Raw genomic sequence first — 14,319 nt, forward strand, 5'->3', positions numbered from 1 at the left:
CCGCACGCCGTTTCAGAGCCGGATCGGCGACAAGTCGCTATCGCTGCGGATGGGCGGAGTTGTGTGGCAGCAGGAACCTACTGCCATTCCGATGCTTGACTGCATTTGGCGGGTGGGAGGTGAAACGGTCGTCTTGTCGCTGTCCCGACCGCTTGTAGAGGCGCTCGTCTCGACAGTGCAGAGTGGCCTTGCTTTCCCTTCCGAGCCAACTGCTTCGCTCATTCTCGAACTTGCACTCGAGCCGCTGATAGCTCGCCTGGAGCATAGGACACAGCGGAGCGTGCGCCTCCTTTGCGTGCGTGAAGCCATGACACCGGCACCTTATCTCGAGCTGGATATCGACTTCGGTCCCGTCAGTGGCAAGGGTCGTCTGTCCCTGTTCTCGCCTCTTGATGGCTTGGTGCCGTCTGCGTTCCGCGCTTTGGGCGTACTGATTGGGCAGTTGCCGCGACAGCCGCGCGGGCTTTCCACAGAGCTTCCGGTCATAGTTGCAGGAGAGATCGGCACGCTTCGCGTTCCGGCGGCGCTTCTTCGAAGAGCATGTGCCGGTGATGCTCTGATACCAGACATAGCGCCGTTCGGCCGTGGCCAGATCACCCTATCAGTGGGGCAGTTATGGACCGAGGCAGATCTTGAGGGCGACCACCTAATCCTGCGGGCGCCTTTCCGCCCGCGATCGTGCCCGTTGGAGAATGCGCATATGAAACAACCCGAATCTCAACTAGGGCCGTCGGAAGCCGATCTCGACGAAATCGAGATCATGCTTGTCTTTGAATGCGGCCGCTGGCCTATCCCTCTAGGAGAATTGAGGAGTGCCGGCGAAGGGCATGTTTTCGAACTTGGTCGGCCGATCGATGGTCCAGTCGACATAGTTGCTAATGGTCGGCGTATCGGGCGTGGCGACATTGTGCGCATCGGAGATGAGCTGGGCATCAGACTCTGCGGCAGATTGGCATGCAATGACTGAGATTCAGCCGGCCGTCCTGACGCTTCTTGCGGTTACCGCCGGACTTGGGCTGCTGGTTTTAGCAGTCGCCACGACCACGGCGTTCGTAAAGGTATCGGTTGTTCTATTCCTCGTCCGCAATGCGCTCGGGACCCAGACGATACCACCGAACGTGGTACTATACGCCGCGGCATTGATCCTCACCATGTTCGTTAGCGCGCCTGTTATTGAACAGACCTATGATCGCCTCACAGATCCGAAACTGCGTTATCAGACGATCGATGACTGGATAAGCGCCGCTCACGAAGGAAGTGAACCCTTGCGCGATCATCTCAAGAAGTTCACGAACGAAGAGCAGCGGCGATTTTTCCTTTCCTCGACTGAAAAAGTCTGGCCAGAGGAAATGCGCGCCAAAGCCACACCTGATGATTTTGCCATTCTCGTACCATCTTTTCTAATTTCAGAACTCAAGCGTGCATTCGAAATCGGCTTTCTACTTTATCTGCCCTTTATCGTCATCGATCTTATCGTAACGACAATCTTGATGGCGATGGGCATGTCAATGGTATCCCCGACGGTTATATCTGTACCTTTCAAACTATTTTTGTTTGTCGCTATTGATGGCTGGTCGAGATTGATGCACGGACTTGTGTTGAGTTACACGATACCGGGAGGTTAACTATCACTGAATCGACTATTGTCACACTTATGAGCCAATCTTTGATGGTTTTCATGATCTGGATTCTGCCGCCGCTTATTGCATCGGTGGTTGTTGGCCTGGGCATTGGCATCATCCAGGCGGCAACGCAGATTCAGGATGAAAGCTTGCCGCTCACGGTGAAGCTTCTGGTCGTTGTCGCGGTAATTGGCCTGTTTGCCCCTGTGCTGAGCGCTCCGCTCATAGAGCTAGCCGACCAGATCTTTACTGAGTTTCCCGCAATGACACCAAGCTACTAGCCTCCGCCATGTATGCGTCATCGGGCGAGATTCAAATCCTGATCCATGCGGCTCTCGAGCTCGTCGTTGCGGCCAGTCTTGGCGCAGCCCGCGCGACAGGCATTATGCTGGTACTTCCTGTATTTACACGATCTCAGGTCGGTGGGCTGATCCGCAGCTGCCTGGCTGTTGCCTTCGGACTGCCGTGCTTGGCACAGGTGAGCGACGGGCTGCGCGCGCTGGATCCTGAAACGGTTCTAATCCATGTAACTCTGCTCGGTTTGAAGGAGGTTTTTGTCGGCGTGCTACTTGGCACTTTGCTCGGCATCCCCCTATGGGGCCTTCAGGCGGCTGGTGAGTTTATCGATAACCAACGTGGCATCACCAGCCCGTCCGCTCCGACCGACCCCGCGACGAACAGCCAGGCTTCCGCTATGGGCGTTTTTCTCGGGATCACTGCAATCACGATCTTCGTCGCATCAGGAGGTATGGAGGCTGTCATCAGTGCTCTTTATGGCAGCTACCTGATCTGGCCCGTTTTTCGGTTTCACCCCACATTGAGCCCGCAAGGAGCAATGGAGCTATTAGGGCTCCTCGACCACATTATGCGCACGACATTATTGGTCTCCGGCCCTGTCGTGATCTTCCTGCTGCTGGTGGATGTATCAATGATGATACTCCGTCGCTTTGCGCCGCAATTCAAGTCGAGCCAACTGTCCCCCACGCTCAAGAATATCGGCTTTCCGATTATCATGGTTACCTACACCGCCTATCTGGTCGAGGGCATGAAACTGGAGTTTGCACAAGCGAATGCGCTTGAGTGGTTCGGCAAGTTGCTGAAATGAGCGACACGAGTGAAGAAAAGAATCTCGCCGCCACCCCGACGAAGCTAAGGGAAGCGCGCAAAAACGGGCAGATACCGCGTAGCGCCGATTTCGTCCGCGCGGCCGGCACTTGCGCTGGGTTCGGCTACCTTTGGCTGAGAGGGAGCGTAATCGAAGACAAATGCCAGGAAGCGCTATTATTGGTCGACAAGCTGCAGAACCTTCCTTTCGATATCGCGGTCCGGCAGGCATTGGTCCTGCTGATCGAACTCACCCTGGGGGCCGTTGGCCCGCTGCTTGGAGCTCTCGTCGCCGCGGTAATTTTGGCGGGATTGATAGCCAATGGTGGATTTGTCTTCTCTCTCGAGCCTATGAAGCCCAAGTTTGAGAAGATTGACCCTTTTCAAGGGCTGAAACGCATGGTGTCTGCGCGTTCAGCAGTCGAGCTTGGGAAGACACTGTTTAAGGTAGTGGTCCTCAGCACCACCTTTCTTATCTTGCTTTTCGGCATGTGGAAGACGGTGATCTATCTGCCAGTCTGCGGCATGGGCTGTCTCGGCTTGGTCTTTACGGAGGCGAAACTGCTGATGGGGATTGGCGCCGGTGCACTTCTGGTGGGCGGGCTGATCGATCTCCTGTTGCAGCGTTCGTTGTTTCTGCGCGAAATGCGCATGACCAAGACCGAAGTGACGCGCGAGTTGAAGGAACAGCAGGGGACGCCAGAGTTGAAGAGTGAACGGCGTCGCATCCGCGACGAGACAGCTGGCGAGCCTCCGCTTGGGTTGAATCGCGCCACGTTGATCTTCAGAGGAAAGGCGATACTGGTCGGTCTTCGCTACATTCGTGGTGAGACCGGGGTGCCGGTCCTAGTTTGCCGCGCCGAGGGCGAGGCCGCTTCGCACATGTTCTATGAGGCGCAGGCGCTACATCTCACTATTGTCGATGATCATGTCCTAGCGCATCAGCTCATCAGCGCAACGAAACTGGGCAACGCCGTTCCCAGGCAACATTTCGAGCCCGTCGCGAGAGCACTCTTCGCCGCAGGCTTAGCCTAGCCCGACTTGAACAGTTGGAGGTGAACGGATGGCGAACGCTGTCAGTTAAGCTATTGAATTCACTTGCCTTGAATTTCCGGCGCGAAAATGTGTGGTAACAACATTTGTGCTGTTATCGTGGTTCTGTATGGATTTGACGGCATTTATTCGCTAACAACGCTGGCATGTTTGTCGTTGAGAGAGTCGCGCGCGGCCACCGCTATCTCTACCTCGTGGAAAGTGTCCGCGACGGCAAAACCGTTCGCCAGCGCACGATAAAGGCGCTGGGCCGCAAGGATGCGCTGGTTGCCAGCGGCGAACTTGACAGATTGGCGGCCTCGATTGCGCGCCATGGCGAACGCAGCCTCATCCTGTCCGACATTGACGCGGGGCGGATTGCCTCTCGCCGCATTGGCGGTCCGCTGTTGTTCGGGCGGCTGTGGCAGCGGCTCGGGATCGGCGATGTGCTGGAAGAGGTGCTGGAGGGGCGCCAGTTCGGCTTTGCGGTGGAACGGGCGGTGTTCATTGGCACGTTGCATCGGCTGTTCGTGTCCGGCTCGGACCGCGACTGCGCGAACTGGATGGCCGATTATGGTATCGAGGGCGCCGAGGGTCTGGCGCTCCATCACTTTTACCGGGCCATGGCGTGGCTGGGCGAGGAACTCGGCGAAAAGGCGCAAGGCGCGCTGGTGGCGCGCTGCGTGAAAGACGTGATCGAGGAAAAGCTCTTCGCGCGCCGGCAGGACCTGTTCACCGACCTCAGCCTTGTGTTCATGGACACAACCTCGTTGTCCTTCCATGGCGCGGGCGGCGAGACGCTGGGCAAGCGCGGGCATTCCAAGGACTTCCGCCCCGATCTGGCGCAAATGATCCTGGCGCTGGTCGTTGATGCCGAGGGCCGGCCGATCTGCACCGAGATGGTGCCCGGCAACACCGCTGACGTGACCGTCCTGTTGCCGGTGGTCGATCGGCTGCGAACGCGCTTCGGCGTCACACGCGCCTGCGTTGTCGCCGATCGCGGCATGATCAGCGCCGATACCATCGCCGCGCTCGAAAAGCTGGGCATGGAATACATTCTGGGGGCCCGCGAACGCTCGAGCAGCGTGATCCTCAACGTCGTGCTCAATGACGCGGCACCGATGGTTCCGCTCGTTCTCGAGCGCCAGCGCGGTGAAACTCAGTTGTGGGTCAAAGAGGTCAAGGTCGGTAAAGACCGCTACATTGTCAGCCGCAATGACGCCGAGGCCGAGAAGGACAAGGCCGACCGCCAGGCGATCATCGCCGGCCTCGAGGCACAGCTCAAGAAGGGCGACAAGGCACTGGTCGGCAACTCGGCCTACCGGCGTTACCTCAAGGCCAGCGGCAAGAACTTCAAGATCGATGTCGGCAAGCTTGCCGAGGAAGCCCGGTACGACGGCCTCACCGTGGTGCGGACCAACGCGAAGGTGACCCCGCTCCAGGCCGTGCTGCGGTATCGCGATTTGCTCGAGGTCGAGAGCCTGTTCCGCGCCGCCAAGGCAACCTTCAATACCCGGCCGATCTTCCACCAATCCGATGCCGCCATCCGCGGGCATGTGTTTTGCTCGTTCCTGGCGCTCGTGCTCAGCAAGGAACTGCGCCGCCTCTGCCGGGCCAAAGGCCTGACGCCCGAATGGCAGCCGCTCCTACGCGATCTCGACCGCCTCCAGGAAGCCACCATCGAAAAGGATGGTCGCATCGTCACAACCAGAACTCACGTTACGGGCCAAGTGGGCAACGTCTTCAAGGCATCTGGCATCGCTCTGCCACACAACCTCGACGAACAACTCGCCTGAGATCATCCCCAAAATGTAGTGGTAACACGCGCCGGCGCGCGCCTAACGTGCTGATATAATAACATATTCTTACAGGCGGTGTTTAAGTGGGGCCTAGATGTGGCGCCTCAACAGGCTGTCCTCGGTGAAGCCGAGTCTGCTGATTGGCGTTGTGGGATTAGGCTGCGGTCTGTTCCACTATTCTAGCCATTAAGCCAGGCAGGCAGCTCGACGGCGCGATCATGGGAAGTCGGGCATGGGACGGCATAGGCCTATTCCCCAAGACCACGCTTGATGAAGCGCCCGGCCTTGCGTTGGTCTTGGCGTGTAGGTTTGATGCGGATGGGCTTGAGCCCAAGGATGCGGCAATCCTCGCGAAGGCTTTCGCCTTGTAGCCGAAGCTGGCGTAGTAGGCGACCGCCTCGTATGGTCGAATTGGTAGCTAGTCCGATATCCCTGCACGCGTAGTGCCACCAAGCAGACGGATGCAGGAGGGCGTATCACCGGATCGACCTCGATCGCGGCGACTTGAGAGGCCTTAGCCATTAGACCGCCAGGACCGGGTGTTTTGCGCGTGAAGGAGTGCCGCTGAGCCTGCCGACGCTCGCCGACCAGGTTGGCGCGGCCACATTCGCGCTCGTGCCCATCCATCGTCGATCGAGCCTCATGTCCTCCTCGCCCACCGATGGCACGGCGGCGATACAAACGTGCCGGTCCTCGCCAAGGGCAAGACCGATACTGGCAGGCTGCGGGTCTATGTCCGCGTTCGGCGGTGTCGATCCGCCCGCCGGGCTGTTTCATTATTCGCGCTACCGGCGTGGCGAACATCCACGGGTCCATCTTGGCACCTGGTCCGCGATCCCGCAGGCCGACGCCTATGGCGGCTATGGCGAACGCCACGCGCCGCCGGTACTCGAAGCAGGGCGCATGCGCGCCGCAAATTGTTCGAGCTCGCCGGGAGCCGAGCTTTGCCACAATCGCCTAAAAGAGGATCATGCGCCTACCAGGGCAATCTTTACGTTAAGGTCGGATTGCACAGGGATATACTTGCCACAGGAAGCGGCTTGTTCCGCCGTTCCGGCTCCGGTTTTGCCTCTGCGCTTTCAAGGCGCGCCAGAAGCCGGGCCCGCTCTCCCGCAGCCTTTTCCACGCTGGCCTGCTTGACGTGGCCGTAGCCGCGAATGAGAGCCGGGACTGACGCCAAGGCAGCAGCCGCCTCTAACTTCGCTGGCGTCAGGATGCGGGCGATGCGGTCGACATCGGCCTCGTAGCTTGCGAGCAGGCCGCGCTCCGTCCGCCGCTCGGCGGAATAGCCGAACAGATCGAGCGCTGATCCGCGCAGGCCCTTCAGCGACGCAAGCAGGCTGAATGCCTTCATCATCCCCGGCCCGAAACTTGATTTCTTTGGCTTTCCGTCCGTGCCGCGCCGGCCCATGATCGGGGGCGCGAGGTGGAATTCCAGCCGGTCGTATTCCTGGAATTGCGCCGCCAGTTGGCGCTGGAACGATCCGTCCGTGTAGAGGCGGGCGACTTCATACTCGTCCTTGATAGCCATCAGTTTGAATAGGTTTCTCGCCACGGCCTCGGCGACCGGGGCGGAGCCCGGCAAGACTGCCTGCTCGGCCTTGCGGACGGCCGCGACACGATCGGCGTAACGCTTCGCATAGGCGGCGTTCTGATAGGCGGTCAGGAACTCCACTCGACGCGCGACGATCTCGTCAAGCGTCTGTGCGATACCGGGCTCCGCCGCCTGGCCAGGCCGGCCGAGCATTCCTTTGACGAAATCCGGCTGATGCGCCGCGCGCCGTCCCCAGCGGAAAGCTGCGATATTCATGGCGACCGACTCGCCATTGAGTTCGATGGCGCGTTCGATCGCCTCCGCCGGCAGCGGCAGCCCGCCATGCTGGTAGGCAAAGCCCAGCATGAACATGTTGGCCCCGAGCGAATTGCCGAACAGCGCCGACGCAGTGCGCGTGGCGTCGAAGAAATGCGCCTTTTCGCCGGCAGCCTCGCGAATGGCCTCCTTCAACCGCTCCACGGGCAGCGAAAAATCGGCCGAGCGCGCGAAGTCGCCCGGCATGATCTCGGCGGTGTTGGCGACGAAGATCGTATGGCCCTCGCGCACCGCCGCCAGCACCTTCTTGTTGCCCGACACGACCAGGTCGCAGCCGAGAACGAGGTCGGCCTTGCCCGCCGAGACGCGGATGGCGTGGATATCCTCAGGGGTTTTTGCGATGCGGACATGTGAAAAAACCGCCCCGCCCTTCTGCGCCAGGCCCGCCATGTCGATCATGCCGCAGCCCTTGCCCTCCAGATGCGCCGCCATGCCGAGGATGGCGCCGACTGTGACGACGCCGGTGCCGCCGACACCATCGATGATCGATGACCAGCCGTCGCCATTGAGCGCAAAAAGCTGTGGTTCCAGCACGCCTTCGAGCGGATCGGATTTTCCTGCCATGCCTTCGGCCTTGCGAATCTTCGCGCCATGCACGGTGACGAAGGACGGGCAAAAGCCGTTGACGCAGGAGAAATCCTTATTGCAGCTCGACTGGTCAATGCGGCGCTTGCGGCCGAACTCAGTTTCGACGGGTTGGATCGAGGCGCAGTTGGATTGGACGCCGCAATCGCCGCAGCCTTCGCAGACGAGCTCATTGATGATGACGCGCTTGTCGGGGTCCGGGAAGGTTCCGCGCTTGCGGCGGCGGCGCTTTTCGGCCGCGCAGGTCTGGTCATAAAGCAGCACGGACACGCCCTTCACCTCGCGCAACTGCCGCTGCACCAGGTCGAGATCATCGCGATGGTGGATGGTGGAACCGGCGGGAAACCCTATCCCTGCGTCGGCATACTTGCGGGGTTCGTCGGTGACGATGGCGATGCGCTCGACGCCCTCGGCGTGCACCTGGCTCGCGATCATGTCGACGGTCAGATTGCCTTCGAGCGGCTGGCCACCAGTCATAGCGACGGCGTCGTTGTAGAGGATCTTATAGGTGATGTTCGCGCCCGAGGCGAGCGCGAAGCGCAGCGCCAGCGAGCCGGAATGGTTATAGGTGCCGTCGCCGAGGTTCTGGAAGATGTGCTCGCGCGTCGAGAACGGCGCCTGGCCGACCCATTGCGCGCCCTCCCCGCCCATCGCGGTGAAGCCGACCGTGGAGCGGTCCATCCACAGCGCCATGAAGTGGCAGCCGATGCCGGCGGTGGCGATCGAGCCTTCGGGCACTTTGGTCGAGGAATTGTGCGGGCAGCCGGAGCAGAAGAATGGCGTGCGCGCGCCAATGTCCTTCTTGTCGGCAAGCATCGCCTGGAACTGCTTTAGCCGAGCGACCCGTGCAGAAATCTCCTCCGACGGTCCGATCGTCTCGACGATGCGCTCGCCGAGCGCGATCGCGATATCATTCGGGTCGAGGGAACCCTTGGCCGGGAAAAGCCAGCCGCCGCGCTCGTCCTTCTTGCCAATCACCATGGGCTGCATGGCCGTGTTGTAGAGGCTCTCGCGCAGCTGGACTTCGATCAGCGAGCGCTTCTCCTCGACGACGATCACCTTCTCCAGGCCACGCACGAAATCCGCAATGTGCTCGAAGTCGAGCGGCCACGGGCAGCCTATCTTGAACAGCCGCACGCCGAGCTGGTTGGCACGGGCTTCGTCGACGCCGATATCCTCCAGCGCCTGGCGTACGTCAAGATAGCTCTTGCCGATGGTGATGATGCCGATCTTCGGATTTCGGCCGCCCGAATAGACGATTCGATTGAGATCATTGGCCTTGATGAAGGCCGCCGCTGCGGCACGCTTGTGTTCGTGCAGACGCGCTTCCTGGCCGAGCTGGTCGAGCTCGTGGCGGATATTCAAACCGCTGGGCGGCATGTCGAACTCGGGGATGATGATGTTCAGCCGGTCGAGCGACGCATCCACCGAAGCCGTCGATTCGATATTGTCCTTGACGCATTTGATCGCCGCCCAGGTGCCGGCGAAGCGCGACATGGCGTAGCCGTAAAGGCCGTATTCGATCAGTTCCTGCACGCCCGCCGGATTGAGGATTGGGATCATGGTATCGACGAACACGAACTCGGTGGCGTGCGCGTTGCTGGATGATTCCGCCATGTGGTCGTCGCCCATCAGGGCGAGCACACCGCCATACCTGGACGATCCGGCGAGATTGGCGTGGCGAAAAACGTCGCCGGAGCGGTCGACGCCCGGACCCTTGCCGTACCAGATCGAAAAAACGCCGTCATATTTGCCTTCGCCGAGCAGTTCCGTCTGCTGCGTACCCCAGCAGGCCGTAGCGGCCAGTTCCTCGTTCAGCCCGGGCTGGAAAACGATGCTGGCGTCGGCAAGCTGCCGTTTGGCTTTCCAGAGCTGGAGGTCGAGACCGCCGAGCGGCGAGCCGCGATAGCCCGAAACGAAGCCGGCGGTGTTAAGCCCCGCGCGGCGATCGCGCTCGCGCTGCATGAGGAGCATACGCACGACCGCTTGCGCGCCCGACAGGAAGATGCGCTCCTTGGAAAGGTCGAATTTGTCGTCGAGCGCAACGTCATGAAGCGTCATCTGCAATTCCTTCGACGCGACAGCTCAAATCGGGCGTCCGCTTCAGGCAAGTTTTGGCCGGGGTGTTCCGCGCACCAGCGCCGCTCGCCCTTTTTGCGATAGTTGAGGTGCGGGGCCGGCAACCCGTGCAGTTCGCGGCATACGCTGTTTGGCTCAAGACCAGAGAGGCTCAACTGCCAGCATCTGGACCAACGACCCTCTGGCCTCCAGATTTCGGAGGTATGACTCATGGTGTCACCACAAGCGGCACTTAACTGCGAGCCCCCGACTATATCGCGTGTCGAGCAGCCGGTGTCGACCGGTGCTCCACCGCGGCAAGCGGATGGCGTGGGTGGCCGCTGAGCCCTCCGGTCAACAGGGACTTGCAGAACGCAGGGGTGAGCTTGCCGCGGTGGATTACGACGTTCTCGTGACCGATCGCAGCCCGGGCGTCCTGCCACTGGCGATTGTGGCCGCGCTGTTCATTGGATTTGACGTGGCAAGCGACGAAGTCGGCGTCATTCAGCGTCGCCAACTGCCCCGCATGTACCGACTCCTTCGTATGGATGTGCACCCACATCGGTTTCGGCATTGCACCATTGCGCAGCGCCTTGGGCTGCAGCCGGATTTCGAATAGCGTCCCTGGCTCCCCCCTCAACGGCTGCGGTGGATCCGCAGGCGTCAACTCCTTGGCCTGCCGCAAGTGTTCAAGGTACTTCTGCGACGGAAATGCGTAGGTCTTCATGCATTCGATCGTAATCGTGGCCTTTTGTTCTTTCAAAGCCTTGGCCAGTCCTTGCGCCTGGCCCAACATTCTCTTGAGCTGTTCTGTGTCTTCGTGCACTTTGGGTACTTGCGAAGGCGAGAGTCGGAGGAGACTATCATGCTGCTTAAACGCGGCCAGACAGGCCTGCATCTCGGCGGCCTGGGTCTGCAGACGCTCGACCACGGTGTCCACGACGTGTTCGGCGTTCTCGGGTTTCATCTGGCGCGCTTGCGAGACGGCCTTTTGCTGACCAGCCAGATCGAACTTCAGGAGTTCGGCCAACCGTGCCAGCATCTGCTCCGAAGCCGGGGCCTGCCAGATCGCCAAGCGTGCAGCCGCCACCGACGCACTCGCATCCGGCGCCTCCTCCGCACTCACGAGCTTTTTCGTACCTAGATCGGAAAGCACGACAACCTTGGCTGCTGGCGCCGGATCGCCGTCGTTTGCAGCGACTTGCGGCTCCGGCTGGCCGGCGGCCGAAGAGCTAGCACCGGCGGCCGAAGTGCCGGCGCCAGCGGCCTGCTTGTCTTTCCCTTTCCCGTTCGCTTTCCGTTTCTTGCCCACCGCAGTGCCTTGGGCCCCTGCAGCCTCGCTGGCAGTGTCGGCCGGTATCGCAGCGCGAGCGTCGGCCGGCGGTGCAATGATGGCTTTGGTCTGCAGTTGTTGTGCCAAGGTTTCGGCGATTGTAGCCGTGCCGGCAGTGCCGGCCGGTTTTGCAGCACCAGCGGCTGCCGGCGATGCAATGATGGCTGGCGACTTCGGCTGCAGTTCCAGGAAGTGCATGACCTCGTCCGCAGTGATCCATGCGTCGTCCACGATCTGGCCCAACAGTTCCAATGGGAGGCCCGCACCTGTTCGGTCATCGCCTAACTTGGCAAGCATGTCGTGCAACGCCAATCCAAATTCCGAAAGCCGCTCCATGACTCCTTCCAGCACGGCGCAGTGCTCTGCGTCGAGTGGGCGCCCTTCGCTGGACATCACAGCGTCGCCGGTGGAGTGGAATGCCGGAAAAACGTCGCTGATGAAGGTCCCCAGCAGACGCACCTTCCGGTCCTCACCTATGAGGATTTCCCTCACGGCTGCTTCGAACGTGCTCGCCAGCGGTTCAATCTTGATCTGCGCGAGAGCGACCCGCGATTGCAGCACCATGACCTTCAAATTCGCTGCCCAGCCGGTGTGCAGGCGCAGTGCGGCCTGTTCGCCCTCTCGCATCTCGGCCGTTGCGCTCGGTAAGTTGGCAGTGGCGGCGCAGACGGACCGCATTCGTTCGCAGCGCCGCAGCTTCTTTTCCCACCACTCCATGAGGGCCACATAGTGCTTCGCCACACTGGAAACTGCTCGGCTCAGCGGGTCGCGGGGAGTGTTGGATGCGCGCAACTTGTGGAGTACCGCGTCCGCAGCCTCCCTTTTTTCGCGCAAGGCGTAGAGTATATTGGTGGCCAACAGGTTGCAGTGCTTCGCCCGATTGAGCGTTTCGTCGCGGAATTCACGCGCCCGATCGTCGGACAGAATGCTACGCGCCACTGCCGGGGGCAGGCTTGCGTAGTAGTTCAGAACTGTCGAGCCTGCATTGATGAACCGATCCATCTGATCTTGCGCCTCCTCCAACGAATCGTGTCCGCGCAGCGCCGCATTACGGCAACCGTCAAGCTCGTTAAGCAGGCCGAGCATTCGTATCTTTGCCGCGTTGATTTCTTCGCCTGTCAAGGAAATGGGAACTGCCACACTCGAGCTTGGAGGCTGGCTGGCGACCGGCGCCGTAGCTCCGCCCTCGGACGCCGTTGCTCCACCCTCCGAGACTGAGGGAAAATCGCTTTGCCGCGCAATCGCTGCAGGTGGCGCAGCGGCTTCACGTTGCGCAGCAGTCAGGGTTCGATGTGCGCCAACGGAGTGGCCGGAAGACCCGTCGCCCAGGGCATCATCGGCACCGCGCGCGGAGGACGTCCCTCTATCTTGAGCCCCAGAGCGGATCCGCTCGACAACGGATCTGAACGATTGACTGCCTTCCCCAAGAGCAACACTGGATTGCGAGCGCGAACTGCTCGCCCCCAACGTGCTGTCGGCTCCAGCATTCCCTATGCGCGATCTGCCAGGTCGACCAATGCCCGTCATATTACATCTCCGATATCGGCAAGAATGCGCCCATTGTGTTGGGGCTGATGTCGCTCAGCCGTAGTGGATCTAGGCCCTGACCTGCGGGAGCTTGGTGCGCCCTGTACCACTGCTCTCTGTCCTCTGCCGAGACTAGTGGAGGCTTGCTTGCTGCCTTTCACCGGCACGGTTGTTCGCCCACTTACGCCGAAAATGAGCTGCCGCTGGCACCTGCTCCGGCTAAGCGCATCCGGGCAGCCATGTCTGCAAGCCTTTGGCTTCTGCGTCCGATCGCCGGGCGGTTACCAAGGTCAGCTTAGCCAAAGTGGGGTAGTGCACATCGGACGAGCCACCAATTGACCATACATGACGATTCGCACTCCTATGTTTCGCATTGAGTTCAGGCTGGCTTGGCGTGGCAGGTCTAGACCGCCTAGCTGACGATTAGCTGACGAAGGGCTCCTCGGGACGCAAAAACCGACCTGGCTCATGCGTTAGCGATTGGGGTATCTTAGTTGGACGTGAAGGGAGCGCAGACGAAAATGTCAGGCGGAGGCTCGGGCCATAACTTTCCGTTCCGCGATAGCGTTGACGCGATGGAGCTCTTTGAGCCGGCTGCGCGAACAGATTACGGAAGGTTGAGAAGATCGAAGAAGTGCTGCAGGTTTTCCAGCGAACGGAAGCCTTGCTCGTGCGCTTTCGCAGCGGCTCGTGGGAATTCTTGGCCCAATGTTAGGGCCCCTGTGCGCGGTGCTCGACATCCGGGATGACCTGCCGTTTCGTCGCTCTGTAGGAGCGCAGCTGTCGGTAATGATGCGCGTTGGTGCCAGGGCTGTTGTTCAACAGACGGTGAGCAGGCGCCTAGCGGCCTTGGTACTGCGGCGATCCTGGACGTTCCCGTCGAGAACATATCAGTCCTGCTCGACAGCCCGCCACAACCCATGAACGTGCGTCTACCCCAGCGCCTCCTCACAAGATCAGCGCGAGAGCCGTGCCCTCCCCTGATGCGGTCGGCTGCAGGTTCCCAAATGGGCGATTTCCCGGTTCGGCCAATACCAGTCATGGTCTAGCTCCGATGCAGGGGAGATACGTTCAGCGTTGTCGGTGATCCTTAGACGCTTGGTCGTCGAGCGCTGCCTGGCCCAAATGAACGCAACCGCCGCCTTCGTGCCACGTCGATTCCGGCGTGGCGCCCTGCTTGATGTCAACGCTCTCGCGCAAGAAGGATGGCAATGATCCAGTGGACACCGCGTTTAGTTCCCCGAAGCTGCGTTGGTGGCCCGCTGAAAAAACTTCGCATCGAAGGCGGGGAGCACAGACGCGCTCAGGCCGGCGGGTCACTGACCGGCAGCGGATATTGATAGCGCGGTGGCGCAGCCTGGACGCGCCGGAAGCGTAGGACGACCGAAT

8 protein-coding genes and 1 pseudogene are annotated in these 14,319 nt (G+C 60.7%); 7 read left to right on the forward strand and 2 right to left on the reverse strand.

Annotated elements, in window-relative coordinates; genetic code table 11:
- Positions 1-91 precede the first annotated feature (91 nt).
- From sctQ to AC56QX_RS39170, 7 genes and pseudogenes are all read left to right on the forward strand, one after another.
- Positions 92-967 carry a type III secretion system cytoplasmic ring protein SctQ gene (gene sctQ, locus AC56QX_RS39140; RefSeq protein ID WP_497118886.1) on the forward strand — a complete coding sequence of 292 codons (876 nt, stop codon included), beginning with the start codon at positions 92-94 and terminating at the stop codon, positions 965-967.
- Positions 960-1,625 (forward strand): type III secretion system export apparatus subunit SctR, encoded by a 666-nt coding sequence (sctR, locus tag AC56QX_RS39145; RefSeq protein ID WP_475439107.1) that lies wholly within the window; start codon positions 960-962, stop codon positions 1,623-1,625. The genes sctQ and sctR overlap by 8 nt, the downstream gene beginning before the upstream one ends.
- Positions 1,626-1,654: 29 nt before the next feature.
- On the forward strand, positions 1,655-1,903 hold the full coding sequence (locus AC56QX_RS39150; RefSeq protein WP_183465589.1) for an EscS/YscS/HrcS family type III secretion system export apparatus protein: 249 nt from the start codon (positions 1,655-1,657) through the stop codon (positions 1,901-1,903).
- An 8-nt stretch (positions 1,904-1,911) separates the two neighbouring features.
- A complete protein-coding gene (gene sctT, locus AC56QX_RS39155) occupies positions 1,912-2,727 on the forward strand; it encodes a type III secretion system export apparatus subunit SctT (protein ID WP_497118610.1) in 816 nt (271 codons plus the stop codon).
- On the forward strand, positions 2,724-3,761 hold the full coding sequence (locus AC56QX_RS39160; RefSeq protein WP_497118611.1) for an EscU/YscU/HrcU family type III secretion system export apparatus switch protein: 1,038 nt from the start codon (positions 2,724-2,726) through the stop codon (positions 3,759-3,761). The genes sctT and AC56QX_RS39160 overlap by 4 nt, the downstream gene beginning before the upstream one ends.
- A 164-nt stretch (positions 3,762-3,925) precedes the next feature.
- Positions 3,926-5,554 carry an IS1634 family transposase gene (locus AC56QX_RS39165; protein ID WP_497118612.1) on the forward strand — a complete coding sequence of 543 codons (1,629 nt, stop codon included), beginning with the start codon at positions 3,926-3,928 and terminating at the stop codon, positions 5,552-5,554.
- A gap of 546 nt (positions 5,555-6,100) precedes the next feature.
- Positions 6,101-6,534, forward strand: a pseudogene (locus tag AC56QX_RS39170) (IS66 family transposase); the annotation flags it as partial.
- 14 nt (positions 6,535-6,548) lie between these two features.
- Here AC56QX_RS39170 and AC56QX_RS39175 read toward each other — a convergent pair.
- Together AC56QX_RS39175 and AC56QX_RS39180 are read right to left on the reverse strand one after the other, a co-directional pair.
- Positions 6,549-10,073 (reverse strand): indolepyruvate ferredoxin oxidoreductase family protein, encoded by a 3,525-nt coding sequence (locus tag AC56QX_RS39175; protein ID WP_497118613.1) that lies wholly within the window; start codon positions 10,071-10,073, stop codon positions 6,549-6,551.
- A 268-nt stretch (positions 10,074-10,341) separates the two neighbouring features.
- A complete protein-coding gene (locus AC56QX_RS39180) occupies positions 10,342-12,525 on the reverse strand; it encodes a T3SS effector XopP-like protein (protein WP_497118614.1) in 2,184 nt (727 codons plus the stop codon).
- Positions 12,526-14,319 lie beyond the last annotated feature (1,794 nt).

The sequence above is a fragment of the Mesorhizobium sp. RCAM 06353 genome (assembly GCF_059683585.1).